The sequence below is a fragment of the Salipaludibacillus agaradhaerens genome (genome assembly GCF_002019735.1).
GTDB classification, from domain to species: domain Bacteria; phylum Bacillota; class Bacilli; order Bacillales; family Salisediminibacteriaceae; genus Salipaludibacillus; species Salipaludibacillus agaradhaerens.
The window spans coordinates 3,174,474-3,199,106 of record NZ_KV917378.1 but is presented as its reverse complement, the minus strand read 5'-3'; the positions used below and the strand labels follow the sequence as shown (position 1 = coordinate 3,199,106).

Sequence of the window (24,633 nt, the reverse complement as noted above, 5' to 3'; positions counted from 1 at the left end):
TCATGAAACGTCATTATGAAATTGATTCAACACACTTAAAACAGCCCTTCTAAGGCCATGGTAAGCCATAAAAGGGCTGACGGTTAAGGTTTAGGAAAACCTAACATCATTTCTCTTAAAAATTTACTTGCAGCAATCGCCGTTTTTTCAGCATGGTCATAGACTGGGGCCACTTCAACGAGGTCACAACCCACGACTGTCACTTCAGAGCCAGCAATGGCATGGATAGCCTCTAATAATTCTGTTGATGAAATCCCCCCAGCTTCTGCTGTTCCTGTGCCAGGGGCATAAGCTGGATCAAGGACATCAATATCTATCGTAACATACACGGGGCGTCCCGCTAAGCTAGGAAGCACGGCCTTCAGCGGTTCTGCTACTGTAAATTTACTCATATGCATACCCGATTCTTGAGCATAGTGGAATTCTTCTCTCATACCTGAACGGATGCCGAATGAATAAACATTCTCAGCACCAATTAACTCACACACTTTACGAATGGGTGTGGAATGGGATAGCACTTCCCCTTCGTAGGATTCCCGCAAGTCCGCATGGGCATCAATATGAATGATTGCTAAATTTGGATGTCTTTTGAAGACGGCACGCATAACAGGCCATGACACTAAGTGTTCGCCTCCAAGACCAACGATAAACTTACCATCCTCTAGCAGCTGATCTGCGTAACCTTCAATCATATCTAAACTGCGGGCTGCATTTCCAAATGGCAAAAGCATATCCCCAGCATCGTGAACAGCTAGTTCTTCTAAATGCTTATCTAAATAAACACTGTACTCTTCTAGCCCAATAGATGCTTCTCTAATACGATTAGGGCCAAAACGTGAACCTGGCCGAAAACTAACTGTATAGTCCATCGGTATCCCAAACATGACGATCTGGCTTTCTTCATATGTTTTATCCGCCATAATAAATTTTCGCCCTGAATAGCCTTCATCAAAATACATGACTCATGTCCTCCTGTTAAGCTTCCGTTAAGTCAGCTACAAATTTAGGTAATACGAAGGACGCCTTGTGGATATCTTTTGTGTAGTATTTTGTATCGATATCATGAAAGCGAAAGCGCTCCTCAGCCACATGTAACGGATCATGTTTCTTTGACCCTAACGTAAATGTCCACAATCCACTTGGATATGTGGGAATATTGGCCGTATAAAGGCGTGTGACGGGAAATGTTTCTGAGACATCACGGTACGCGTTACGAATTAAGTCTTGATGAAACCATGGATTGTCCGTTTGAGCAACGAACAAGCCGTCTTCTTTCAACGCTTTGGCAATGCCTTCATAAAACCCTTTTGTAAACAAATTCACAGCTGGTCCGACAGGTTCCGTTGAATCAACCATGATCACATCATATACGGCATCACTTTCTGCAATATGCATGAATCCATCTGCCACTTTCACCTCTACACGAGGATCATCCAATTTACCAGCAATACTCGGTAGAAACTCTTTAGAATATTCGATAACTTTACCATCAATCTCCACGAGAGTGGCTTTCTTTACTTCTGGGTGTTTGAGAATTTCACGTATCACACCACCGTCCCCACCACCTACAACGAGAACGTTTTCTGGATTCGGGTGAGTATGGAGGGGGACATGGGCTACCATTTCGTGATAGACGAATTCATCTCTTTCAGTCGTCATCACCATGCCATCCAGTAACAGCATATTGCCGAACTCTTCTGTTTCCACCATATCAAGCTGCTGATAAGGCGTTTTTTCACTGACGTACGTCCGTTTAATTTTCGCCGTTATGCCAAAATGCTCTGTCTGTTTTTCTGTAAACCAAATACTCATTTCAATCACCTCTTATCATAATGTCAACCAATTTTCTTTTGACTCATCTATCCTTTCATTCAACCTCATACATATCGTTCTTCATCTCGTTATCTCGTCAAAAAAAGACATCACGTAAATGAACCTTCAATCAGTGGACGTTTTCGTTCTTCCCCACTATTTGTAGTTGAGTGAATCAGGACTTCAACAGCCGTTAGCCCCCTCCTAAATGAATGTCGCTCTCCTCTCTATATTTGAGCCAGGAGGTTTACGGACGGTTATCTGTGATATAACGAACCTTCAATCAGTGGGCATTCGTCCTTCTCCCACTGATTGGTAGTTGAGTTTAATCAGGACATTATCGACCGTTAGCTCCATCCACCCTATATCGATTTTGCTCTTTACTCTATTTTGATCTGGGAGCTTTACGAACGGTTATCTGTGATAAAAGTAGCTCTTCTCTTTTGAAAAAACTACAGGAAAAGTATAGCCGAATTGCGCAAAAATAGAAACCATTTTCTCTTTGTTTTTTCACACGTATAACATCTAATATCGTGTGGAAAACTGTGGTAATAACGGTACAAAGAACTGACGACGACCAGCATTGTCAGAAAGAAGGAACAGAATGGAAGTTTTAACAAGAACAGCCCAGCGAAGACGCCGGCGGTTGTGGAAAAGAATACTTTGGTCAGGCTTATTAGTTATCTTTTTTGCCTTTCTTACAATGAGTGCTTTTATTTTATATATTTATAACATGGAAGCACCTTCTTTAACTGTTCCTGAAACAAGTATTGTCTATTCAGCCGACGGACAAACGATAGGGGAATTTAGTCAAGGTGAACATCGTTATTGGATTCCACTTGACCATATGGGAGAGGACATCCTCAATGCCACACTTGCCATTGAGGATAGACGCTTTTACGATCATTATGGCTTTGATCCTATTCGAATTGGACGAGCCATTCTAACTAATCTTACAACGGGTAGCAAATCTCAAGGTGCGAGTACCATTACTCAGCAATACGCTCGAAACCTTTTTTTATCACATGATAAAACGTGGGTTCGAAAGTTTAATGAGGCTCTTTATGCTCTCAGGCTTGAGCTTCATTATACGAAGGAAGAGATTTTAGAAGGCTACCTCAATACGATTTATTACGGACACGGCGCATACGGTATTGAAGCAGCTGCCAATTTATATTTTCAAAAAAATGCTGAAACATTAACGACAGCCGAAGCAGCCATGTTAGCAGGCATTCCCAAGGGACCGAGCCTCTACTCTCCTTTCGTCGATTTAAATAAAGCAACAAACAGACAACATGTCGTACTCAATGCCATGCGAGAGATGGGTGTAGCAACAGAAAAAGAAATCGAGATCTCTAAAGAAGAAGACATTCAGCTTGCCGAAGAGAGCACGATGACAGGCAAACGTATCGCTCCCTATTTTCAAGATGCCCTTCGCCAGTGGCTTGTTGAAGAGCACGACTTTGATATGACCGTTTTAGATGGTGGGGGATTAACTATTTACACAACGTTGTTAACAGATATGCAAAAAGAAGCTGAACGTCTTATTGCTAAGGAGCTTTCTTTAGATGAAGAGCTAGAAACCGCGCTCGTAGCGCTTGATCCTCGTACGGGTGATGTCCGAGCTCTCGCAGGGGGCAAAAATTATAATGAAAGCACTTTTAATCGCGCAACGCAAGCTAAACGCCACCCTGGGTCCACGCTAAAACCTTTTCTGTACTATGCCTCATTAGAACATGGGTTGAGACCTAACTCCATGTTAAAAAGTGAGGAAACAACGTTTGTTTATGACGAAGGTAGAGAAGAGTATCATCCCGGTAATTTTAACCACCGTTACGCAGATGATTATATTACGATGCTCCAAGCTCTTGCTGTCTCTGATAATATTTACGCAATGAAAACTCACTTTTTATTAGGGTTTGAAGATTTAGTGGACACGGCTGCCAAGTTTGGTATCACTAGTCAGATGTCCCCTGTTCCTTCACTTGCGCTTGGCACCAGTGACGTAGGGATTATGGAAATGACGAGTAGTTACAGCCCTTTTGCAAATGGCGGTTATCACATCACGCCTCGGTTCGTAGAGAAGATAGTCGACCGGGATGGGAATATCCTTTTCGAAGCAAAAACAGAACGCAAGCAGACGTTAGACCCAGCTTACACAGCAATCATGACGAATATGATGAAAGGGATGTTTGAACCTGATTTAGGAGCTGACTATGCGTCTGTTACCGGAGGAAGTATCGCAGACATTCTTGAAGACAGACCTGTCGCTGGAAAAAGCGGGTCGACCCAATCAGATAGCTGGATGATTGGGTTTACACCTCAACTAGTGACAGGTGTATGGACTGGCTATGACGATGCTAGAGCATTAGAAGGAGATGATGCCCAGCATTCAAAGCAAATCTGGGCACTTTTCATGAAAAATGCGTTAAAAAATGATTTAAAACTCTCTTTCCCTATTCCTGATAACGTGGTTGAAGTAAACATTAATCCTTTCAATGGCTTGTTAGCTACTGAAGACTGTCCAGTCAGCCGACCCACGCTATTTTTAAGCGGCTCCGAACCATCAGAATATTGTATAGAGCATATTGATGACACCGAAGATAACGATGGGAATAATGACGAATTACGAGAAAAGTTCCGTCAAAGAGAAGATAAGAAAAAAGAAAAATGGCTAGATAAATTATTTGACTGGGTCACACTAAATGACTAATACCATGATGATAAAAAACAGACGAAGAGAATCGAGAGAGATTCACCTTCGTCTGTTTTTTTGTCTTAGTATTTCTATGAGCATGTGGCTATAGTTTACAAAAGGAAAGGAGATCAAGCAAGACAAAATTTAGAAAATCACATATCATTCATACTTTCCCTACCTCAATTTTGTCTTTATGTTGTGCTTAGATCTTCCTTTAACTGAGCATCTGCCCGCTCCCACATACCTGCATCAAAGTCCATCAAAAATCTTTTTAATATAGCCTTTGATGTGTCATCCATGTGAGAAACGATGATTTTTCGTTTAAGCGATTTATCCATATTGTTAACGTGTTCAGGCAAGCTTTTGTACCCTCTGCGAATGTCTCTATCAACCGTCATTTCACAGCCTGTCACACCCACATATGCTGGTCCGCCGTTTACTGGTTCAACCGTTACCCACACTAGCCAGTATGGGCGGCCATTCGGCACTTCCTCTTTATCTTTTAAAAATTTAATCCCTTTTTCCACAACACTCCGGGCATGTAAAGCACCCATATCCACAAATGCCTCACCTGCTTTAACATCAACAAACACAGGGGTGATGTTGTTTAAATTTAATGTCCCAACCCCAAATCCCCCGTGACCATCAGTAGAATCATTGCTTAAAATGTTAAAGCTTTTGCTCATTTTCTTAATTTTTTCATTTTTCTCTTTATCTGCTTCATTCATGTATTATCCCTCACCTTCACCGAGTCATCATCGTTTCCTCTAGTTTATCATAGAACGTTTTTGTCATGCACAACTGGCACCCCTCCTCTCGCTTGACCCTTATCAATACGTCACCTAAAGAAGTCACATTGTCCGACAGAGGTATTGAAAGATAGGAAAATGAATGGTTAAATATAGACACACTCATGTGATGAAAGGAGCAATCAGTTATGCCAATTGTAACGATAAAAATGCTTGAAGGACGTACAGATGACCAAAAACGTGCCCTCGTGGAAAAAGTGACAGAAGCCGTCACCGAAACAACACAAGCGTCAGCAGAAAGAGTGTCTGTGGTCATCGAAGAAATGTCTCCAGCCCATTTTGGCGTTGGCGGCACACGGGCTAGTGATAAAGCTTAAACAGTCTATAAACATGAAAAAAGTGCTGTAAGACAAGCTGACTTTCTCTTGTCTCACAGTCCTTTTTTAAACGTCGTCTAAACTACAGGAACAAACCGTTCTCTTTATTGACCACCATTACTCACGTTAATAAGCCCACTGGCCGTCACTTCGCCTCTTAAGGCTTCAATTAAGTGATAGGCTTCCGCAATATCTTCCTCTGTGTAGTTTTGCTTCGCTTTTAATTTAAACACTTTTTTCGTCACGTCTTCTTTCGGTAACTCCTCAAAGAAAAGAACAGTAGATACTAATTCAAGAAATTTAGCACTTTGTTCATTGAGATGTTTCAGCACATGAGAAACATCAGGAAACTCCCCGCCTGCCACCCTCAAAAATTCAGCCCCTGCTTCCGCTAACGTATAACGATATTGTTGGTAACCGGCTTTTTGTTCCTTCACTTCGGAAATAAAGGCCAATTGGGTCATCTCCTCGACTCTCAGCGTCAACTCTTCAGAATAGGGACCATACATATGATACTGATATTTCTCGTAAAACGGCAAGCCTAGCTTTTTAGCTATGTAAATCATCTTCTGAAGCTTTTTCCGACCAACAATTTCCCCAGTTTGTTGGAATAGTGCTAAAAGCTTCGCATGTTCATTCAACACAACTATCCCTCCTGATTTAAAAGTAATGACAAAATCCGTTGTTTTTCTTCCCGAAACGGCGTGTGGTCGGTTAACAAATCTTTAGGAAAATAGAGCTTATGGTCCGTGCGTTTTTTCCCAGAAATCGCTTCTACCACATCAGATTCTCTAGACAATTCTCGCAATTCTCCATTTGGCATTAATAGATGAATCGGCAATCGTTCATCTTTCTCTCCTGGCCGATAAAAATCGTACGGTAAATCAGAGGAGGAATCGATGACAAGGTAATAGTCTGGGTTGAGCCCTATTTTTTTAAAGAGCTCTTGCAGTTCCGGCCAAATAAGCATTTGCTTACTTGGATTACATTCCACATATTTAAATAAGCGTCGGTGCATAAACCGCTGACATAGGTCGCTTAAAATTGTGTCTTTTTCATCTTCCCATGCTTGAAAATAGTAGAGGATGATGGATTCATCTAATTTCAAATAATCATTTAACGTTACCTGACCGCTAAACATCGACATGAAGTGAACGGGGGTAATCTGAAAGTCGTACCCTTCCTCAAGTAATTCTTTAGCGCGATTTAATATTTTGCAGAGGATCACTTCAGCACTTCGTGTCACGGGATGAAAGTACACTTGCCAGTACATTTGATAACGACTCATAATATAATCCTCTACGGCGTGCATACCACTATGTTTAAAGACCGCTTGATCTTCTTCAGGGCGCATCACCCGTAATATTCGTTCCATATCAAACTGGCCGTAACTGACGCCTGTGTAAAACGCATCCCGTAATAAATAATCCATTCGATCCGCATCAATTTGACTTGAAATTAAACTAACTAACAGCTTATTATCATATGTTTTGGCAATAACATCTGCTACTTTGTTTGGGAAGTCATCACCCATCTTTTTAAGGACCTCATTAATTTCCGTTTCTCCCGTAATAATGCGACGCGTCCACTGCTCATGATCCATATGAAACACTTTTTCGAACGAATGAGAAAAGGGCCCGTGTCCCACATCATGCAATAAAGCTGATGCTAAACAGACAAGACGTTCATCAGCATCCCATACCCCTTTTCGCTCTAAAATATCGACCATCCGCCGCATAATTTCATACACGCCGAGCGAATGATTAAAGCGCGTATGTTCAGCACCATGAAACGTCACATACGTCGTACCCAGTTGCCTGATACGCCTTAGTCTTTGAAACTCTTTCGTGCCAATGAGTTCCCAAATAAGTTCATCTCTTACGTGAATGTAACGATGAACTGGATCTTTAAATACTTTTTCTTCTTCGAGTTTACCATCTGGCCTAGTCATGTCGTCGGTGACCCCTTCCATGTCTAACTGTGACGTTCAGCTCTAGTTAATCTCATTTTATTATACTAGACAAGCTGTAAAATTGGCACCCGCTTCCGTCTACTAGACGCCATTTTTTAACAAGAAAAGGACTTATTCTTTAATTAATCGTAAAAAAACTGCAGGCGGCCGTGATCACTCACCCGTCTGCAGAATCGTCATTTTGAACTTTATCCCTCTCTTAAGGGACAGTAAAACCCCACTGATTGAAGCTTAGTTGTATATATCCATAACGTGGCCACACATTATTTCATTCGCTTTTTTACTTTCTCAATTAATTGATCCTCATCTGGCGCCGTTACCGGACGGTCATTGACGAATGCAAAAGCCTTTTTACGTCCCGGTCCACAGTATGATTGACACCCGATATCTATGTTCGCATCTGGATCTAATTTTTTTAACTTCGGAAGTAATGTTTTAATATTAGTGGCCTGGCAATCATCACAAATTTTAAATTCGTTTGCCATTTGACACCACGTCCTTTTTAAGTCAATCTCCTCTATGATGGTTACTGATGTATTTTACAACTTCTTGATAGTAAATTGCAATAACCTTGTTTAATCTGTTCAAAAGAAATATGATATAATTTTCTCGGTATAGCTCTTAAAATGCTATCTTTCAAGGAATGACAGAGGAGTTCAAACTATGACAAATCAACTACTTCACCGGCAACATTGGCTGTTCTATGATCAAGCTTTCTCTGGTTTAACGATGAATCCAATCCATTCTTTTGCAATGGATGATACATTATGTCAAAAAGCGGCCAATCTCCATGATACGGCATTCGCCCGGTCATGGGTTCACGACAAAACAGTTGTCCTCGGTATTCAAGATAGCCGTCTTCCTTTTATTGAACATGGTATTAGGTATCTTCAAAATGAAGGCTATGATGTGATTGTACGAAATTCAGGTGGTTTAGCAGTCGTGCTGGACCCTGGCATTTACAACTTGTCTCTTATTTTCAAAGAGGAAAAAGGACTGACAATTGATCAAGGCTACGAGATGATGGTGGGACTGACCCGTGGGCTTATCGAGGAGCTGGGTACGGACATCGTCGATGGTGAAATTAAAGAATCTTATTGCCCTGGCCGTTATGACTTAAGCGTTAACGGTCAAAAATTTGCCGGCATTTCTCAACGCCGATTACGGGGTGGGGTAGCAGTGCAAATTTATTTAGCGATGAATGGAAGCGGCTCACAACGCGCTAGTCTTATTCGCGATTTTTATAAATATGCAGTAAACAAAGCAGAGACAAAATTTAAGTATCCGCACATTTCCCCAGAAAAAATGGCGTCACTTGAAGAATTAGCAGGTTATCATTACACAGCAGAGGTGCTGAATCATCGGCTATTATTACAGCTCCAACAATTAAGCGATCGTTTAACAACTTATCAGTTGAACGAAGAAGATTGGTCTGTTTATGAAAATAACATCGCACGCATGGTCAAACGAAACGAGAAATTACCATTCCCTGATCTTTCTTAAATGGGAAGTACCTTATGACTGACCGTTGGGACATAAGTGTTTTTTATTGATAATGTCTCAACGTTTTTATGTGAACTTTAGCGTTTTAAATCAAATAATAAAATTCGAATAATGAGTATGACATTCACTTCAGGTTGCGCTTCATCCTCCAGGAGTCGCCATCTTACGTTTCAGTCACTTATTATAACAGCTAACCGTCCGTAAAACTTCGGCTCAAGCGGGAGATGACGGACGGGAAGGTCTTGATTGAAGGTTCATTCGAGAAAAAGGCTGTTTACTTTCTTAACATTTAACAACCTACCCGATCTCGGTGGATCCTTTATGTATTATGCAAATGTCTTACGGAAATTTTCCCATTCTTTATTTAAATGGTACATATCCATCACAATCCAAAACATTTCTAATAGGACTTCATCTCGATATTTCCCACGCATAGAGGTATCGATTTCTAAATACATAGATTGAATCATAACTTCAAGGAGATACATTTGTGTGACGATCTCTTGATTTCTTTCATCTTGATTTTTTTCTCTCTCACTTAACGCCTCAATTTCGTTTTTAGCGGTCTTTAAAAAGCCATTAACTTCAGCGTTAAAGTTCGTTTTTTCCATATAATCTTTATTCATCCATAGTATCATTGGCTTTTACTTCCTTTTATATTTACTGCTGATATCATATCCATAATCTCCAAGTGGTGTGCTGTTTCTTGCAGCCTTGATGCAAACTGGGATAGTCTTTGTTGTAATTCATGATTCTTTTCAAGCAACTGAGTTAAACGTGAATTATCATAACATCTATATTTCCCATCGATTAAATAGTTACTTTTAAACTCACTTATTTTATCAACTCTAGGATCACCGCACGCTGTTGTTCCAATAACATCCTTATCATATTCAATTTCCATAATACCACTTTCAGCTTTATCGATGATCCGGCGTATTTCTCCACTTATATCCTCTTCCATACTTTCATGAAGCCCTAAGGCTTTCTTCAGTTGAGGAACAATCTCACTTTCTAGCAAGTTTGCTAAATCGAGATACCGTTGCTTGTTGAATTCTATCTCTGTCCCTCCAATAGCACCGTTTGTATAAGTGAAAGGTGAGAGTTTAAAGATATCAATTAAGGACCCATCCAGCCCTCGATAAGCACCGTTTGAATGCTGTTCAATCTTTCCATTTAGAATTCTGTTAGGTAGCATTTGAAGGCTGTTCCTAAACTCAGGTCTATCATCCTTCATATGATACACCTGAAAGGGCATCCCTTCCATACTTCTACCAGACCCATCTGTATAGCGGATCATCCGTTCAATACCTGCTATTTCATCATCATAGACAAAGACATTGATATTATCATAATGCACATCATCATCAAGCATTTTACGAAATTCTTTATCTAAAGCGGTTGGATTATAGGCATTAACCTGAACATTAGGGTAAGCCATGCCTATTTGCATCGCAATTTTCCCTGCCATCGAATGCCCATCCACTGTTATTTTAGCGTCAGGGTATTTTTCAATTAAATCACCAACATATTCAATCGCTTCTTCGCTGTAATCAAACGTTCTATTGTTGAGCGTATGATGTACTGTCTGTTCCCAATCCAGTATATCCGTAAATGTTGTCCCAGGTATAACAACGACAATCTCATCTGGGTCTGATGGATCTCCTCTTGTAATTGCATTAATATGATTGCCAGTTTCAACTTCTTTTCCTCTTCCAGGCATTCCCTCCATCAAATAACTGCTACTTTCAACTTCTGCAGTTGTATTGAAGTATTGAGGGACGTCGTCAACAAATCGAATTGAATTGTCTCCTAATGCTTCTTGATATTCAACTAACATTAATTCCTCGATGTCATCAATATTAAAATTTGAGATATCATAATCTCTAACAATATTCTCTGCCTGATAACTTACCTTCATACCAATAAGCTGATGTTCGGCATCAGTAAAAGATTTTACTCTTTTCGGTTCGCCTTCCCAATTCACACATATTCACCTCACTACCTTATTATTATATCTGTTCGAAAGCCCTCAAGCTCCCTTGTTTCAAAATCCTTCACGCCAATTTCTACACGATAATCCCCTTTTGGCAATAATTCTTTTAACGTTTCTTCTATTTCTTCTGCCTTTTGACTATCAATTTCTTCTTTTTCACCTCTTATATCAATTTTTTCCAACCTAATAATTCTATCTGAATTTCCATTGATATAATCAATCAACTTATCAAATCCATCATCACTTTCACGAAAAGCTTGTATCACTTCATCTTGTATTTCGTTATCTAACCCTACGTTTGTGTGCATATATTGGTTCATGGCGTCTTGAGGTCTTAGAGGGTCTTCAATCCCTAAGCGGTGTAAATACTCTATTGCTGGTTTAAACTCTTCATATCTTGCTTGTAAATATAATTCATTAAATACCTGACGAATCATTCTTTCACTAGACTGATTCACCGTTAGGGAATCAGGATTTCCTTTTAAAACCATATAAAAATAAGGGTTTCCCCAATGCTTTATATAGACAGAAAATTCCTCTTCTCCAGTTGGAAACCGAATGGGACCGGTGATTTGTTCTATCTCCACATCATCCGGATTAAGATGATGTGACTCCAAAAAAGATCTCACATTCTCCTCAATGTCCTCTCGATGTCTCTCTGACCATTCACCTGACTGACTATTCATAAACAGACCTCCCCCTAGCATCACTAACACAAATAATGCTACTCCTGCGATAACGACTTTTTTATGTTTCAAAACAGTGCTCCTCTCGAGGCTAGAAGCCAGTAGTATATGTAACTATTTAAGGAATAATATTCCTAAATTATAAATGACCTGTAACTTCATTTTCTACAATAAAAAAGAAAATGAGTAAATGCTCCTAATTAAAGTAATAGGACTAAAGAATTGTGATAGTATTATTTTTACCAGACCAAAACATTAAAAAATCCATCCTCCTGTCAAAGAACATTACTCTCATCCGGATTTGATGGATCTCCTTTTGTAATTGCATTAATATGATTGCCAGATTCAATTTCTCTTGCCGGAATTCCCTCCATCAAATAACTGCTACTTTCAACTTCTGCAGTTGTATTGAAGTATTGAGGGACGTCGTCAACAAAGTTTATGTTGTTATTATTTAAGGCTATTCTGTAATCTTCAATTGTTTTATCAAGTATTTGAGTTATTTCAGCTTCCGTACTACTTTCATCTATATAAGAAGCATTCTCTTCTGAAATGTAGCTAATTTTCATACCTATTAGTTGATGTTCTGCATCAGTAAAAGCTTCTGTATTTTCACCTTTTACAATCAATCAACTTCAACTCCTCTTATTTTTAAATAATCGAATAATCCTTCTTCACCTACGCCAGTTGATGGATCTCTTACACCAACTTGAACATGGTAGTTAGAATGAGGAAGAATCTCCATGAGTTCTGCTTTTATTTCTTCTGCTAAAGATTCATCAATATTTTCCTTTGTTCCGTAAATAGAAATATTACTATCCAATCTGATGAATTTATCTAAATTTTCCTGTATGTATGACCTGAATTGATTTAAATCATAATTACTTTCATAAAATGCATTAATTATATCATCCTTTATCTGTTCAGACACACCAAGACTAGTTTTAAAGTATTGAATTTTCGTGTCAGTTGGACGTAAAGGGTCACTAACGCCTAGACTCTTCAAGTAGTCCATCGCCGGTTTAAAATCTTCGTACCTCTCATGTAAGTATAATTCATTAAAAAGTGAAATGATCAAATTTTTATCACTTATACTTAAAGTGTCAGGATGGCCAATTAAAGTGTGAGAAAAGAAAGGTTCTCCATGATAACGAATATCTACCCTAAATTCTTCTTCTCCAGTAGGAAATTTTATCGGCTCCCTAATTCTATCAATCTCCACTTTATCAGGATCTAGCTTATATCTTTCCACATAATTTCTAACATTCTCTTCAATGTCCTCTCGGTGTCTCTCTGACCAGTCACCTGAATTCTTATTCATAAACAGACCTCCCCCTAGCATCACTAACACGAATAATGCTATTCCTGCGATAACGACTTTTTTATGTTTCAAAACAGTGCTCCTCTCGAGGCTAGAAGCCAGTAGTATATGTAACTATTTAAGGAATAATATTCCTAAATTATAAAGCTAAACTTCAATCAGTGGGAGTTTTTGTTATCTTCCTACTATTGGTAGTTGAGTAGATTTAGGACATTAGCGTCCGTTATCTTTCGCCTATATAGATTTAGCTCTCTTCTCTATATTGAAGCGATTTTTACGGACCGGTTTCTGTGATAAAACACCCATTCTTGCTAGTGACAGAGAATGGGAAAAATAGATAGAGACAGATGAGAGGCCTCTCCGTATCAAGACCGCATTGGATGATGTTATTAACGAATTAAACCGTCTAATGGCATCAAAATCATAGAGGTTACTAGTAGTGGATAAGAAATAGTGGTCTAAAAAGGGACGCTCTTTTTCTTTATATTAATGAAGAATTATTTAACCTTAAATGTTTTAAGGATTATAGATGTTTCAGCTATCTGAAACAAGTTTCATTGCTTTTTAAAGTAAATGATGACCGTGGTCCACGTAGAATCTCGTTAAACTATTTTGTTTTTTATTGCTTCTAAATCTTCCTCTATTTGAAGTATTATCTTTTCTAAACGTTTTGACTTTTTGCACGTTAAGAAGTGCAAAAATTGACACAACCAAAGTTCACACTTAGAGGTCCCCAATCTATGTGGGTTTTCTATAATATTCATGCCATCCCTCCTATCGCCTTCGAGTATTAAATAAATTTTATCACATCGAACACACGGTTCAATATCAGTATTGTGTAACGTTTTGATTGTCTCCCCTTGGTTAACGGCACTTAATGTGAAGTGACGTTTTACAAACCTAAATTAAAAAAACAAACCTATCCGTACTGTTGATACAAATAAGTCCCCTCTTCTGCCTTTTGACGCTTCTTTTAATCTTCATAATTAAAAGTCATCATTAACCACTTTCCTCATGACAGATATAGGGCTTTCAAATCATCTATTTTTTAAGTAGAATGAACTTAGTTTATTTAAATCAAAGGTTGTGTGGAAATGACCAAAATCAAGATTAGTGTTACCTTAGGCGTTCTATTTATAATTTTATACATTGTGATTAATAGCGTGTTCGACTTTAACCGACATACTATTAGCTACCTGCCAGATGTTGATAAAACATACACGTACGAATATCCTGTTACCGATTTAACTATAGACCTAAAAGTTGAAGAACTCTCGGGAGAGAACACGGAAAAAGCCCTCTACGAGCAAATAGGGGCGGGAGGAATTTATTTAAAAGGAACAGCTACCTTTCAATCTGGTGGAGACTTGGAAATAGAATTTGGCGGAAATAACGAAGTAGATGTCTTACAATTGGTCTCTAATCACAGAAATGAAATCGTCTTGGAGAAACCCATTACAAAAGGAAAAGAATGGGAAACAGAAAGTCTTAATGCAAATTTGAGTGCCTCTGTAACGGAAACATACACTGTTATCGACGTGTTAGAAACGTTTGAAACCCCTGCTGGCAACGTCAGAAATGTAGCAGTAATAGAAAGATCCTATAGCAGTCAACAGATTAGTACCGATTACTTTTATATTGCGGAAAACATCGGGTTAATTAAGTGGGACAACCTTGTAAACGGGGAGACGGAAGAGTATAAAAGACTAATTGATATGACTGAATAAAACGAACCTCCAATCAGTGGCGTGTTATGGACGATCTGTGATAAAGCTATGCTTCAATAGCGGGGTTTTACTGCTCCTTAAGAGTGGGATAAATAAAAACAGACAACTACACAGACCTATAGAGACCCTCTCTATAGGTCTGTGCTTTCCTATTAATTATCTTCCCCTCCTATATCGCACCCTGTCATTTTGTTTCCCTTCAAGTACGTAAGCAGTTGCTATTCAAAATATTGCTCCTTTTTATCGTTATCAGTCGCTTAATTATATGATGCTCTCGTCTTGCATATCCTTCATCAAGAGATAGAAGACGAGTTAATAAACATGACCGCCTTCCAAAAATCTTATAATATTTTGAATGTTATTTTCACCAACTTTCTGTATCGATTAGTTCCATTATTTTTTTAAGATACAATTGTCTCACAATAGTAAAGCCGAGGAGTTGTAGAACCATAAAACCAGCAATCGTTTTAAGCGTAGGGCCGATAGCATCCCACACCTCATATTTCCACAAAATGACCATGACACAAATAGTCAAAATGGCGGCCACTAGAAATGGAAGAAAGAATAGGATGGCTAACTGGAGAGTCATACTTTTTCGCATTTCTCGTTCGGTTAAACCAATCTTAAACAACGCCTTATACTTCTCACTCTCATCCTGTAAATCAGTAAACACCCGAAAATATAAGAAGCTTCCTGCCGCAAAACAAAAAACGACGACAACAAATAAGCAAATAAACAAATGTAAGCTAGGCACTTGTGAGATAATGAAGTAGTCAAATGTCTTGGAATATATATAATACTCATTATCATAACTAGGAGCATTTTGTTCGACCTTTAACAGCAACCTTTCAATTTCATCCAAACTCTCTTTCCAATTGGGATAAGTAAACCCGTACATGGTAGCTTCCACCAAATCTTCTCTGAATTGTTTATAGGTTTGATCGTTTACAACGAGTAGCCTATCATTAAAAAACGTATCCTGTTTCACCTGTTGTACCTTAACCGTTTTAGATGAATCAAGTAAGTTTAGCACTTCAGGTATCGCCTGATTCCAACGAGCATTCCAATAATCGAGGTATAAAACGCCTTCATTGTCATCAAGGGTTGGAATATCGTGATTCGGAAGGTGTTTTTTTAACTCTCGTTCAGATATAACACGGAGGGGAACAAAACCTATAAAATTCTCATACGTCATGGATACGCCAATGTCCATTATTTTAAGGTCATAGTCAAATCCACTTTCTTGAAGAGTTGACTTAATTAGCTCGAGGTGTTCTGCTTCTTTTTCGTTACCCTCTATGGAATAATAATCAATTTCAAAAATCGCATTTTCCACCAATTCCACGATTTCATCTGATTGATCGGTAGCCAATACTCCCGTCGTAACAAAGGCAACGGTTGAAATAACAGTAACAATAGATAATAATCTAGTATTATCCTTTAATCGATTTGCTAAGTCAGTCGTTGTTAATAGAGAGACACCTTTTAAATAGGTGTTGTTGTTCTTCTTTAACAGATGTAAGGGCCACACACTTATCTGGTTAAAGAAAAAATAAATCCCTGATAAAATGATGAGTAGTAATAGAATGATAACGACATCATTTAAAGGCGTTAAAAACATGATTAAATAACTGATGCTAAATAAAACACTCCCCAAGAGCGATAGAGGGACCGATGGTTTAGTTGCCCTTCTTGATTTTGTTGAGCCTTGCAAAAACGCGGCAATTTTCTCCGTTCGGATAAACAAGAGAAGAATTCGCGATATAACGAAAAAAAGAGGAAGAAAAACCCCTGCAGTAAGTCCCATCGCTTTCCATGGAAGATATAGCGTTAAAGGTTCTCTCATTTCAATCATATATGCCCCCACAGCAAAGAACATTTTTGCTAGAATTGTTCCACCTACAATCCCACTGACAATGGATCCCACCCCAATAATCATATTTTCCGTAGTCAACAAAAGGTTGAGCTGTCTCTGAGAAATCCCCATGATCAGCAGAACTCCAAATTCTTTCTTGCGTGTTCGCATAAAAGCTCGTACAGAATAGAGAACGAAAAAAATTGAAAATAGATAAATAATCCATTCTGCTACTTTCATGCCACTTTGTGCTACTTTCCCGATGGTGCTACTTTCTACCGTTGGGTGAAAAACAAACATGGCAAACATATAAAAAACCATGACTGCAAAAGAACTACTGAAGTAAAAACCTAAGTAAGAACGGAGATTACGCAGCACGTTCTTAGTAGCGAGCTGATAAAAATTCATTCTCATTCCCTCCGAGCATCGACAAGACATCTATAATTTGCTGGAAGAATAGTTTTCTATTATTCCCTTTATAGATTTCATTGAACAACTCACCATCTTTAATAAAAATGACCCGCTCACAATAACTTGCGGCAATCGGATCATGCGTTACCATGAGCATGGTCATGTTCTCCTCTTCATTAACCCTAAGCATCTCTTCCAATACTGCTTGAGACGTTTTTGAATCCAAATTCCCCGTCGGTTCATCCGCTAGCAACAAATCTGGATTATGAATGATCGCTCTTGCAATCCCTGTGCGTTGTTTCTGTCCACCAGACACTTCAAATGGACGTTTGTTTAAAAGAGATGCAATTCCTAGTTTTTCAGCAATCTTTTTGACCTTTCTTTTAATGATTAAAGGGTCTTCTTTTTCTAACACTAACGGCATCATGATGTTCTCTTCTAACGTCAACGTATCGAGTAAAACAAAATCTTGGAAAACAAACCCTAACGTACGCCTCCTAAAAATGGAAAGTTGTTCCTTATTTAACTGATCAAGCTGCTGATCGTTAATAATCACATTGCCAGATGTAGGCCGTTCAAGTGTTGCAATGAGATTTAATAAAGTCGTCTTCCCTGCTCCAGATGGCCCCATAATTCCAATAAATTCACCTGACGCCACATTTAGCGATATATTGTTTAATGCTTGAAACGGCGCTTTTCCTTCATAAATCTTATGAATTTGATTCAATTTCAACACGTCTTCCATATCTGTTACCTCCATATCTTCATTTTAGATGGGGTGTAACCTTGTTGCGATTTGCTTTCCTTAAATTAACCTTACATTTTTTTAAGGTTTAAAATATACGCCAATAGAGCATGTTTCCGTCTTACTTTTAACAAATATCTACGTAGAAAAGCCTTGCTGGACACTCAGCAAGGTCTCACTTTTTATTTGCTTAAATCAATGCAAACAGTGGTTCCTTTATTTACCTCAGATGTAATAGTCATTTTGTGATCCAGTTTACCTAGGATTTCTTTCGCTAAATAAAGCCCCATTCCAGTTGATTCATGATACTTCCTCCCGTTCACACCTGTAAAATAAGGATCACATACACGCCTAACGTCTTGCTCAGGAATACCGACTCCGTAATCAGTAATCGTTAACAAGACACGTTTATTCACTTTTTCCACTTTCAAATCCACCCGGTTAGCTTTCTTTGTTGAATACTTGACAGCATTAGAGAGAATTTGTTCTATGGCAAACTTCAACCACTTCTTATCTGATAAAATGCTTCTCTCCTCGGTTTCTTTTAAATGAGGATAAACATTAAATTGAAAAAACAGTCGTTTGTTTTCTTTTATTAGTTCTTTAAGAAACGGGGCAATGGGGAACGATTCGATATGATAATCCTTTCCAAACATTGAAAGCCTAGAGGAATAAAGAACTGTTTTTAATCCTTCCTCCAATTTAAATAGTTCTTTACGCATATCCTGAAATACGGGGTCATCTTGATCCTGGATCATTAAATGAATGACCGAGATCGGTGTTTTCATTTGATGAACCCATTGATTCATAAATGTCACTCTTTCTTTAATCTCCGCTTCACTTTCGACAATTTTCCGATCTGCCTTTTCCTTTTCCTTTATTATCCGTTCATGAAGACGCTTGGAAAAATAACTAGTGCCTAAGCTTGGAATAAGCCTTGTGGTATCATCTGACGACTGAATCCAGTGATATAGCTTGTAATCCTCTATCCAGCAATACGTCAAATACCCTAGAATAAATAACAATTGAATGAAAATGCTGTATATGACATGTCCCCAAGCGTGAAATCCAATAAACCAAAAGTAGCTCCATGTAAAAACGCCTTGGGTCATGACGGCTAATAGTAATATAAAATGACTTTTCAAAAAAATCTTCATAATTTTTCTCAATCCCATGTTTTCTTTAAACGGTATCCTGCCCCGCGGACCGTTTCAATCGCATCATGAATGCCCATTTCCTTAAGCAGCTTGCGAAGTCTTGAAATGTAGACGTTTAAGGTGTTTTCATCAACAAATAAGTCCGTGTCCCACATCTTCTCCATTAACCGATCACGACTTGTTACTCGCTCTCCTCGCTCTAGCAGTAATTCAATCATGGCTGCCTCTTTCTTCGACAGCTCCTGAATGTGATCTTGAAACACGAGCTCTAGCTTTTCGGGGTAATATTTCAATCCATGCAAGTTAATCACTTTTCCACCTTGGAGTTCTGCATACTCACCTAATGTTCGACGGAGCTGACTTTTGATTTTGGCTGTGACAATTTCAAAAGAAAATGGTTTTGTGATGTAGTCATCTGCTCCATGTTCAATCGCCATAACTTGATCCATCGTACTTTCTCGAGCAGAGATAAAGATAATCGGGCAATTGGAATGTTTCCGAATTTGTCTACACCAATAAAAACCATCATAATAGGGTAGGTTAATATCGAGCAACACAAGATCCGGAGTGACCTTCAAGAAGTCACCCAATACCTCTTTAAAATCCGTTACTAAATAGCTATCATAGCCAAATTTCGTTATATGATCCGACACAAACGTTCTCAAATCCTCATTATCTTCTACAATTAATATCGTTGCCATGAAGGTTTTTCCTTTCTTACTAAGGTGTACTCATTTCCCACAGTACCTGTTTCAACGGCCCTTTTCATGAGAGAAGATTATGAAGACAACCTTAATCACCATTTCCCCCCCCCCAGTAAACACACTGCGTATAGGATTCTAGACCTAAATTTCTTTTATTATAACGTAATTCTATTATGTAAGTAATCGTCAAATAATCCCTAATCATGTCAATCTCATAAAATAACAAGCAGATATAGAAACTATTTTCCTCTTGTCCTCCTTAAGGGTCATCTACTCCCCCAGAGCGATTATACTAAAATATCCTTGTTTTCTTACAAAAATGTAAGCTTCATTTAAGAATAACCAATCGCAAAAATGATAGGACCTCATTAAGATAAAAATAGAGAACAGATTGAGAGAATTTATTTGAAAAAACTATGAAAACACAGTGATAAGCTGAAGATACTAGCGAAAACGCCGACGTTTTTTAACAAATATAGTAGATTTTTACGCACAGACACGTTATAAAACACCCCTTCAATCAGTTGAGTTTTCGTTTTTCTCCCACTAATAGTAGTTGAGTGAATCAGGACATTAGCGGCCGTTCTCCCCTATCTAGACATCTGTGATAAATGTCATCCTTTTAGAGAAAGAAGGAAAAGTTATGAATATTGGACTATTTACCGATACGTATCATCCACAAATCAATGGCGTTGTGACGTCAATTAATCTATTAGAAAAGGAATTGGCAAGACGTGGTCATAACGTATACATTTTTACATCAACTGACCCGCATGCCGACATAAAAGCAGAGAAAGGCAGAGTCTATCGTTTTTCAAGTTTGCCGTTCATCTTTTTCAAGGAAAGGCGGCTTGCCGTTGCCGGATTATTCAAGCTAGCAAGACTCGTGAATCGGCTCGACATTGATGTTATTCATACTCATACAGAATTTTCATTAGGCCTGATGGGGGTTTTTGCTTCTAGAAAATACGATTTACCAATCGTACACACCTATCACACGATGTATGAGGACTACTTGCATTATATTGGCAATGGGAAGTTCGTAAAGCCGTCCACAGTAAGGAAAGTAAGCAAATTTTATTGCAATAAGATGGACAAAACGATCGTTCCGTCCGAGAAAGTACAAACCGTTTTAGAAAATTATGGTGTCAACAACGACATTAAGGTCATACCCACAGGGACAGATTTTCATCAATTTAAACTAAAAAAGCAACAACTGCCCGAGGTAGATCAGTTAAAAGAGCAATTAGGTATCCATGAAGGCCCCATTTTATTATCTGTCGGCCGCTTATCTCAGGAGAAAAACGTCGAGACAATTTTGCAGGCAATGCCAGCAATTCTAAATGAACACCCTGCCGCTAAGCTTGTCATTGTTGGTGACGGACCGATGAAAAAGCAATTAACGGATCTTGCACACACCCTTCAAATTGAAAGCTCTATTGTCATTACTGGGGCTGTTCCATGGCAAGAAGTGAATAACTATTACCAACTAGGGGATTTGTTTATTAGTGCCTCCACATCCGAAACACAGGGACTGACCTTGTCAGAAGCCATCGCTTCGAAAACGCCGGTGGTGGCAAAGGCCGATCCCAGTCTAGACGCCTTAGTAACTGACGGAGAATCGGGATTTGTCTATCAAACAAACGAAGGTTTAGCCGATGCCGTCATTCATGCTCTATCTGATGAAGTTTATTTAAAAAGAATGGCTGTTACAGCATTTGAAAGAAGTCAATGTTTATCTGTCGCCAACTTCGGCAACAACATCTTGGACGTGTACCGGGAAGTCGTGACAGCAAAAAACCAACTGTATAAACAGTCATCAAGACTAACGGGACACAGACGTTGGATGCGCTCTCTGTTTATGATCGGAAAATAATAAAACAAGAAGAAGGCAGGAACTATAATGCTAAAACTTAATATGATGTCATCAGCAGAAAAAGTAAAAGGTCAAGGAGTGGCTTCCGCCTACAAAGAACTTACTAATTTACTTGCCAATTATGAGAAGACTTATTACTTAACAATTAATAAGAATACCTCTGCAGATATTACCCATTATCATACAGTCGATTTCCCGTTTTACTTGTCTACGTTTGGGAACAAAAAGAGGGGAACGAAAGTGGGATATGTGCACTTTGTTCCAGAGACGTTAGAGGGTAGCTTGAAACTTCCTCTTGGAACAAAATCCTTATTTAGCCGATATTTAATATCATTTTACAAGCGGATGGATTGGCTGGTCGTCGTCAACCCCCTATTTATCCCGAAGCTTGAAGCGTACGGTATTAAAAAAGAAAAAATAAAATACATTCCTAATTTTGTCTCCAATAAAACGTTTCATCCCATTGAGAAAAAGGACAAAATAGCCAAACGTAAAAAGTACGGAATAGCAGAAAATGCCTTTGTCGTTATGGGAGCGGGACAAGTACAGCATCGAAAAGGCATACTGGATTTTATCAAAGTCGCTGATTATTTACCAGATGTTCACTTTATATGGGCAGGCGGGTTTTCTTTCGGAAAAATTACCGCGGGTTACAAGGAATTAAAGAAGATCTATGACAATCCTCCAGCTAATGTCACATTCACTGGCATCATCGACCGCTCAACCATGAGCGATTACTATAACTTGTCAGATATGCTATTTTTGCCGTCCTATAACGAGCTTTTTCCGATGACCATTCTTGAGGCAATGAGCTGCGGTCTTCCCGTTTTGATTAGAGATTTGGAATTATACACTGTCATATTAGACGGCTACTACCTTAAAGGTAATAGCAATAAAGCCTTTACTGCCGCTATTGAGCAATTAAAACATGATCCTTCCTATTATGAACAAGCACAGGAGCTTGCAACTAAAGGAGCCGCCTACTATTCCGAGGAGCGACTCTGGAAAATATGGAAAGACTTTTATCATGAGATAGCAGGAATCAAAGAAAATGAAAAAACGTCTGTTTAATATCATCCTTATCTTCACTATTAGTATTGGGTTTATTGCTTATCACTTTCGAACAGTTGACACTGCTTCCGTTTGGGAGGGATTAAAAAACGCCCATATCGGTTGGCTTTTTGGTGGTATGTTCGCTATGTTTTTGTATTGGCTGCTCGAGGCATTCATCCTCCATCGGATCTCAAGGAAAGTGACCATTCACTCAACTATCGGGGAAGCATTTAGAATCACTTTGGTAGGGCAATTTTTTAATACGATTACACCTCTTGCCACCGGCGGCCAACCGGCTCAACTGTATATACTGACGAAAAACGGAATGGATGCTGGTGCCGCAAGCTCTGTCCTTTTAATAAAACTCATTGTTTATCAAGGGATGCTCGTTGTAAATTCTCTTATCGTCTTGTTGTTCGGATACCACTATTTGCTTAACGGATCGCTTCCAAAAATGAGTGTGTTAATTTTGATGGGATTTACTCTTAACACGCTTTTTATTGTGGCTTTAATAGTGGTAGGAAAAAACAAGAAAATAGCTTCTTTAATCGTTCACTTTCTATTAAAACCCGTTTCTTTTTTCACAAAGACTGAAACATATTCATCATTGAAAAATAACGTTGAGCAAAAAATGAATTTATTTCATGCAGAAAGCAAACGAATAAGTGTTGATTTGAAATTGTTGTTACAATGCAGTGTACTAACAACATTGCAATTGTGGCTGTTTTTCAGTATTCCTTATTTTGTGCTACAAGGAGTCGGTGCGGGACCGCTTGACCTTTTACAAATTATTGCGTTTCACACCTTTATCATTATGTTTTCTTCGCTAATTCCGATACCTGGCGGGAGTGGCGGTGCTGAATTAAGCTTTTCACTGTTGTTTGGTCTGATCCTTGATCCCACAACACTTGTCTTAAGCCTGTTCTTATGGCGTTTTATCACGTATTACAGCTGTATTTTGTTCGGGTCCATTTCCTTGATGGTTAAAAAGAAGGAGAAAGCTCAAGACTTTGGAAAAACTACCAGGGGCGTTGAGATGAATCCTCATCGGTAGATCTACCCCCCTCCTATTCGAGGGGGAGCTCTATTTTTGGGTAAAACGATACTAAAATGTATGTTCCACCATACAAGACCTCCTGTTATTTTGGGTCATAATGAGGGTTCTTTTAACAACCTAGATGTTCCTTCTATATCCCATCCCTAACAGACAAAAGAATAATAACTATATATTTTCATAAATGACTTATTTTCCTTTAACGAAAGTTTAAAATGGTTTATGATAACAAATAAAGATTTGCTAGATTTCCTTTTCTGGGAAAGGAGTTCCTCGTAGATAAAGTTACCATGACCCTCTCTCCAATTTTAAACTTTAATGAGGAGATACATCTAATGAAAAGAATAGGACTTTTTCTTCAGTTTTAGTTTATATTACGTCTCTATTTATAACGATATCACTAGAAAAGCAGTCAATTTTAACCTTTTACATTTGTTATTTTTTTGATACTGTAAGTCTAGGTTGATATTTGTATTATTTAGGAGATTAACCATGACGAAACTTCACGTATTAAAAAAAGGGATTGAATATAAAAGAAAAGAAATGGTTGCGTCAGGACTAGCCAATGGTTTTACCAATCATATGACGTTAAAACACAGTCATGAATTAGATAAACTTATCCTCGAATACCAAAAAAGGATAAATACAGATAAAAAACCGTAACGATAAGCAACTATCGTGTTTTATGATAAAATCACCTGAAAAATGTAAATTTATTTTTGTTGCAATTCTACTTCCCCTACCACCGCCACTACCATGATCGCATTCTCTCACCGCTGTATGCCATTTACCACTATATTTAAAAAACCATGATTCATAAAGCTAAGCTTCAATCAGGGGGAGTTTCCCTTCATCCCCACTGATTGTTAGTTTAACTTATCCGACCTTTAGGGGCAGTTTATCCCCCATCTTAACTTTTCGATCTTCTTAAGTTTTC

General features: G+C 38.5%; 23 protein-coding genes. 8 read left to right on the top strand and 15 right to left on the bottom strand.

The window, feature by feature from the left end; genetic code table 11:
• Positions 1 to 83 precede the first annotated feature (83 nt).
• Entirely contained in the window at positions 84 to 959 is an 876-nt protein-coding gene (gene speB / locus BK581_RS14920; protein WP_078578910.1) for an agmatinase, read from the bottom strand.
• A gap of 16 nt (positions 960 to 975) precedes the next feature.
• A complete protein-coding gene (gene speE / locus BK581_RS14915) occupies positions 976 to 1,812 on the bottom strand; it encodes a polyamine aminopropyltransferase (RefSeq protein ID WP_078578909.1) in 837 nt (278 codons plus the stop codon).
• Positions 1,813 to 2,416: 604 nt separating this feature from the next.
• Here speE and BK581_RS14910 point away from each other — a divergent pair.
• Positions 2,417 to 4,525 carry a transglycosylase domain-containing protein gene (locus BK581_RS14910; RefSeq protein ID WP_078578908.1) on the top strand — a complete coding sequence of 703 codons (2,109 nt, stop codon included), beginning with the start codon at positions 2,417 to 2,419 and terminating at the stop codon, positions 4,523 to 4,525.
• 176 nt (positions 4,526 to 4,701) lie between these two features.
• Here BK581_RS14910 and BK581_RS14905 read toward each other — a convergent pair whose 3' ends face one another.
• The gene (locus tag BK581_RS14905) at positions 4,702 to 5,238 is read right to left on the bottom strand and encodes a YwhD family protein (RefSeq protein WP_078578907.1); all 537 of its coding nucleotides are present in this window, start codon (positions 5,236 to 5,238) and stop codon (positions 4,702 to 4,704) included.
• A 209-nt stretch (positions 5,239 to 5,447) separates the two neighbouring features.
• Here BK581_RS14905 and BK581_RS14900 point away from each other — a divergent pair, with 209 nt between their 5' ends.
• Positions 5,448 to 5,636, top strand: a complete 189-nt coding sequence (locus BK581_RS14900) for a 2-hydroxymuconate tautomerase (protein ID WP_078578906.1) — start codon at positions 5,448 to 5,450, stop codon at positions 5,634 to 5,636.
• 104 nt (positions 5,637 to 5,740) lie between these two features.
• Here the strand turns inward: BK581_RS14900 and BK581_RS14895 are convergent, their stop codons facing one another.
• The 3 genes from BK581_RS14895 to BK581_RS14885 all read right to left on the bottom strand — a co-directional run bounded on the left by BK581_RS14895 (position 5,741) and on the right by BK581_RS14885 (position 8,093).
• Complete coding sequence (locus BK581_RS14895) at positions 5,741 to 6,280, bottom strand: YwgA family protein (RefSeq protein ID WP_078578905.1); 540 nt, start codon at positions 6,278 to 6,280, stop codon at positions 5,741 to 5,743.
• A 2-nt stretch (positions 6,281 to 6,282) separates the two neighbouring features.
• On the bottom strand, positions 6,283 to 7,587 hold the full coding sequence (locus BK581_RS14890; RefSeq protein WP_078578904.1) for an HD domain-containing protein: 1,305 nt from the start codon (positions 7,585 to 7,587) through the stop codon (positions 6,283 to 6,285).
• Between the two features lie 284 nt (positions 7,588 to 7,871).
• The gene (locus BK581_RS14885; RefSeq protein ID WP_078578903.1) at positions 7,872 to 8,093 is read right to left on the bottom strand and encodes a DUF1450 domain-containing protein; all 222 of its coding nucleotides are present in this window, start codon (positions 8,091 to 8,093) and stop codon (positions 7,872 to 7,874) included.
• A 178-nt stretch (positions 8,094 to 8,271) separates the two neighbouring features.
• Between BK581_RS14885 and BK581_RS14880 the strand changes: the two genes are divergently transcribed.
• The gene (locus BK581_RS14880; RefSeq protein WP_078578902.1) at positions 8,272 to 9,111 is read left to right on the top strand and encodes a lipoate--protein ligase family protein; all 840 of its coding nucleotides are present in this window, start codon (positions 8,272 to 8,274) and stop codon (positions 9,109 to 9,111) included.
• 326 nt (positions 9,112 to 9,437) lie between these two features.
• On the opposite strand, the gene BK581_RS14875 is transcribed toward BK581_RS14880, so the two are convergent.
• The 5 genes from BK581_RS14875 to BK581_RS14855 form a co-directional block, all read right to left on the bottom strand.
• Entirely contained in the window at positions 9,438 to 9,749 is a 312-nt protein-coding gene (locus BK581_RS14875; protein WP_078578901.1) for a hypothetical protein, read from the bottom strand.
• Complete coding sequence (locus BK581_RS14870) at positions 9,746 to 11,098, bottom strand: alpha/beta hydrolase family protein (protein WP_078578900.1); 1,353 nt, start codon at positions 11,096 to 11,098, stop codon at positions 9,746 to 9,748. Before BK581_RS14870 ends, BK581_RS14875 begins: the two co-directional genes overlap by 4 nt.
• Before the next feature lie 14 nt (positions 11,099 to 11,112).
• Positions 11,113 to 11,865: a hypothetical protein gene (locus BK581_RS14865; protein WP_078578899.1), complete on the bottom strand. Its 753-nt coding sequence runs from the start codon at positions 11,863 to 11,865 to the stop codon at positions 11,113 to 11,115.
• A gap of 203 nt (positions 11,866 to 12,068) precedes the next feature.
• On the bottom strand, positions 12,069 to 12,422 hold the full coding sequence (locus BK581_RS14860) for a hypothetical protein (protein WP_078578898.1): 354 nt from the start codon (positions 12,420 to 12,422) through the stop codon (positions 12,069 to 12,071).
• Positions 12,419 to 13,186 (bottom strand): hypothetical protein, encoded by a 768-nt coding sequence (locus BK581_RS14855; RefSeq protein WP_078578897.1) that lies wholly within the window; start codon positions 13,184 to 13,186, stop codon positions 12,419 to 12,421. Before BK581_RS14855 ends, BK581_RS14860 begins: the two co-directional genes overlap by 4 nt.
• 1,022 nt (positions 13,187 to 14,208) lie before the next feature.
• Here BK581_RS14855 and BK581_RS14850 point away from each other — a divergent pair.
• Complete coding sequence (locus BK581_RS14850; RefSeq protein WP_078578896.1) at positions 14,209 to 14,841, top strand: hypothetical protein; 633 nt, start codon at positions 14,209 to 14,211, stop codon at positions 14,839 to 14,841.
• A 364-nt stretch (positions 14,842 to 15,205) separates the two neighbouring features.
• Here the strand turns inward: BK581_RS14850 and BK581_RS14845 are convergent, their stop codons facing one another.
• The 4 genes from BK581_RS14845 to BK581_RS14830 form a co-directional block, all read right to left on the bottom strand.
• Entirely contained in the window at positions 15,206 to 17,104 is a 1,899-nt protein-coding gene (locus BK581_RS14845) for an ABC transporter permease (RefSeq protein ID WP_169837723.1), read from the bottom strand.
• On the bottom strand, positions 17,079 to 17,852 hold the full coding sequence (locus BK581_RS14840; RefSeq protein ID WP_078578894.1) for an ABC transporter ATP-binding protein: 774 nt from the start codon (positions 17,850 to 17,852) through the stop codon (positions 17,079 to 17,081). The genes BK581_RS14845 and BK581_RS14840 overlap by 26 nt, the downstream gene beginning before the upstream one ends.
• A 182-nt stretch (positions 17,853 to 18,034) precedes the next feature.
• Entirely contained in the window at positions 18,035 to 19,009 is a 975-nt protein-coding gene (locus BK581_RS14835; protein ID WP_078579958.1) for a sensor histidine kinase, read from the bottom strand.
• Between the two features lie 8 nt (positions 19,010 to 19,017).
• Positions 19,018 to 19,710 (bottom strand): response regulator transcription factor, encoded by a 693-nt coding sequence (locus BK581_RS14830; protein WP_078578893.1) that lies wholly within the window; start codon positions 19,708 to 19,710, stop codon positions 19,018 to 19,020.
• 646 nt (positions 19,711 to 20,356) lie between these two features.
• On the opposite strand from BK581_RS14830, the gene BK581_RS14825 reads away from it, so the two are divergent.
• The 4 genes from BK581_RS14825 to BK581_RS14810 all read left to right on the top strand — a co-directional run bounded on the left by BK581_RS14825 (position 20,357) and on the right by BK581_RS14810 (position 24,359).
• Positions 20,357 to 21,589: a glycosyltransferase family 4 protein gene (locus tag BK581_RS14825; RefSeq protein ID WP_078578892.1), complete on the top strand. Its 1,233-nt coding sequence runs from the start codon at positions 20,357 to 20,359 to the stop codon at positions 21,587 to 21,589.
• Positions 21,590 to 21,616: 27 nt separating this feature from the next.
• Positions 21,617 to 22,660, top strand: coding sequence for a glycosyltransferase family 4 protein (locus BK581_RS14820; protein ID WP_078578891.1), 1,044 nt, complete (start codon positions 21,617 to 21,619; stop codon positions 22,658 to 22,660).
• Entirely contained in the window at positions 22,641 to 23,696 is a 1,056-nt protein-coding gene (locus BK581_RS14815) for a lysylphosphatidylglycerol synthase transmembrane domain-containing protein (protein ID WP_078578890.1), read from the top strand. The genes BK581_RS14820 and BK581_RS14815 overlap by 20 nt, the downstream gene beginning before the upstream one ends.
• A 492-nt stretch (positions 23,697 to 24,188) precedes the next feature.
• Entirely contained in the window at positions 24,189 to 24,359 is a 171-nt protein-coding gene (locus BK581_RS14810) for an aspartyl-phosphate phosphatase Spo0E family protein (RefSeq protein WP_078578889.1), read from the top strand.
• The last annotated feature ends 274 nt before the right edge of the window (positions 24,360 to 24,633 follow it).

Excerpts from the sequence above, each read along its gene's own strand:
- BK581_RS14840 (WP_078578894.1), bottom strand. The coding sequence starts at position 17,852 with ATGGAAGACGTGTTGAAATTGAATCAAATTCATAAGATTTATGAAGGA.
- BK581_RS14815 (WP_078578890.1), top strand. The coding sequence starts at position 22,641 with ATGAAAAAACGTCTGTTTAATATCATCCTTATCTTCACTATTAGTATT.
- BK581_RS14830 (WP_078578893.1), bottom strand. The coding sequence starts at position 19,710 with ATGGCAACGATATTAATTGTAGAAGATAATGAGGATTTGAGAACGTTT.
- BK581_RS14835 (WP_078579958.1), bottom strand. The coding sequence starts at position 19,009 with ATGAAGATTTTTTTGAAAAGTCATTTTATATTACTATTAGCCGTCATG.
- BK581_RS14850 (WP_078578896.1), top strand. The coding sequence starts at position 14,209 with ATGACCAAAATCAAGATTAGTGTTACCTTAGGCGTTCTATTTATAATT.
- BK581_RS14910 (WP_078578908.1), top strand. The coding sequence starts at position 2,417 with ATGGAAGTTTTAACAAGAACAGCCCAGCGAAGACGCCGGCGGTTGTGG.
- BK581_RS14845 (WP_169837723.1), bottom strand. The coding sequence starts at position 17,104 with ATGAATTTTTATCAGCTCGCTACTAAGAACGTGCTGCGTAATCTCCGT.
- BK581_RS14890 (WP_078578904.1), bottom strand. The coding sequence starts at position 7,587 with ATGACTAGGCCAGATGGTAAACTCGAAGAAGAAAAAGTATTTAAAGAT.
- BK581_RS14810 (WP_078578889.1), top strand. The coding sequence starts at position 24,189 with ATGACGAAACTTCACGTATTAAAAAAAGGGATTGAATATAAAAGAAAA.
- BK581_RS14905 (WP_078578907.1), bottom strand. The coding sequence starts at position 5,238 with ATGAATGAAGCAGATAAAGAGAAAAATGAAAAAATTAAGAAAATGAGC.
- speE (WP_078578909.1), bottom strand. The coding sequence starts at position 1,812 with ATGAGTATTTGGTTTACAGAAAAACAGACAGAGCATTTTGGCATAACG.
- BK581_RS14825 (WP_078578892.1), top strand. The coding sequence starts at position 20,357 with ATGAATATTGGACTATTTACCGATACGTATCATCCACAAATCAATGGC.
- BK581_RS14885 (WP_078578903.1), bottom strand. The coding sequence starts at position 8,093 with ATGGCAAACGAATTTAAAATTTGTGATGATTGCCAGGCCACTAATATT.
- BK581_RS14875 (WP_078578901.1), bottom strand. The coding sequence starts at position 9,749 with ATGATACTATGGATGAATAAAGATTATATGGAAAAAACGAACTTTAAC.
- BK581_RS14880 (WP_078578902.1), top strand. The coding sequence starts at position 8,272 with ATGACAAATCAACTACTTCACCGGCAACATTGGCTGTTCTATGATCAA.
- BK581_RS14900 (WP_078578906.1), top strand. The coding sequence starts at position 5,448 with ATGCCAATTGTAACGATAAAAATGCTTGAAGGACGTACAGATGACCAA.
- BK581_RS14820 (WP_078578891.1), top strand. The coding sequence starts at position 21,617 with ATGCTAAAACTTAATATGATGTCATCAGCAGAAAAAGTAAAAGGTCAA.
- speB (WP_078578910.1), bottom strand. The coding sequence starts at position 959 with ATGTATTTTGATGAAGGCTATTCAGGGCGAAAATTTATTATGGCGGAT.